Genomic DNA, 371 nt, shown 5'->3' on the forward strand with positions numbered 1-371 from the left:
GGCCTCGTCGGCGCCTGYAAAACAGCCCTCGCCACCAACACCCTGCCAGCCACCGGCGGACTCCGGCCCCAGGTCATGGTCACCATCAGCTACCAGGACCTCCTGAACCGCCTCCACACCACCGCCGCCAACGGCCCCCGCTACACCCGACACACACCCACACCCTTCGCCTCAACCGCCACCCCGGCCCCAACGGCTCAGGCGCCAGAAACCCCCGCCGGAACCGGGACGTTCGCCTTCACCGGCCCCGTCACCCCCGCCACCGTCCGCAAAATCGCCTGCGACGCCGACATCATCCCCATCCTCCTCGGCAGCCAAGGCCGCATCCTGGACATCGGCCGCACCACCCGGATCTTCCCACCCCACCTCCG

1 pseudogene is annotated in these 371 nt (G+C 70.3%); it reads left to right on the forward strand.

The features are described 5' to 3' along the window. Positions 1-371 (forward strand): annotated as a pseudogene (locus AC1DD3_RS22165) (HNH endonuclease signature motif containing protein); the annotation flags it as partial.

The sequence above is a fragment of the Arthrobacter sp. 05T444 genome, assembly GCF_056395905.1.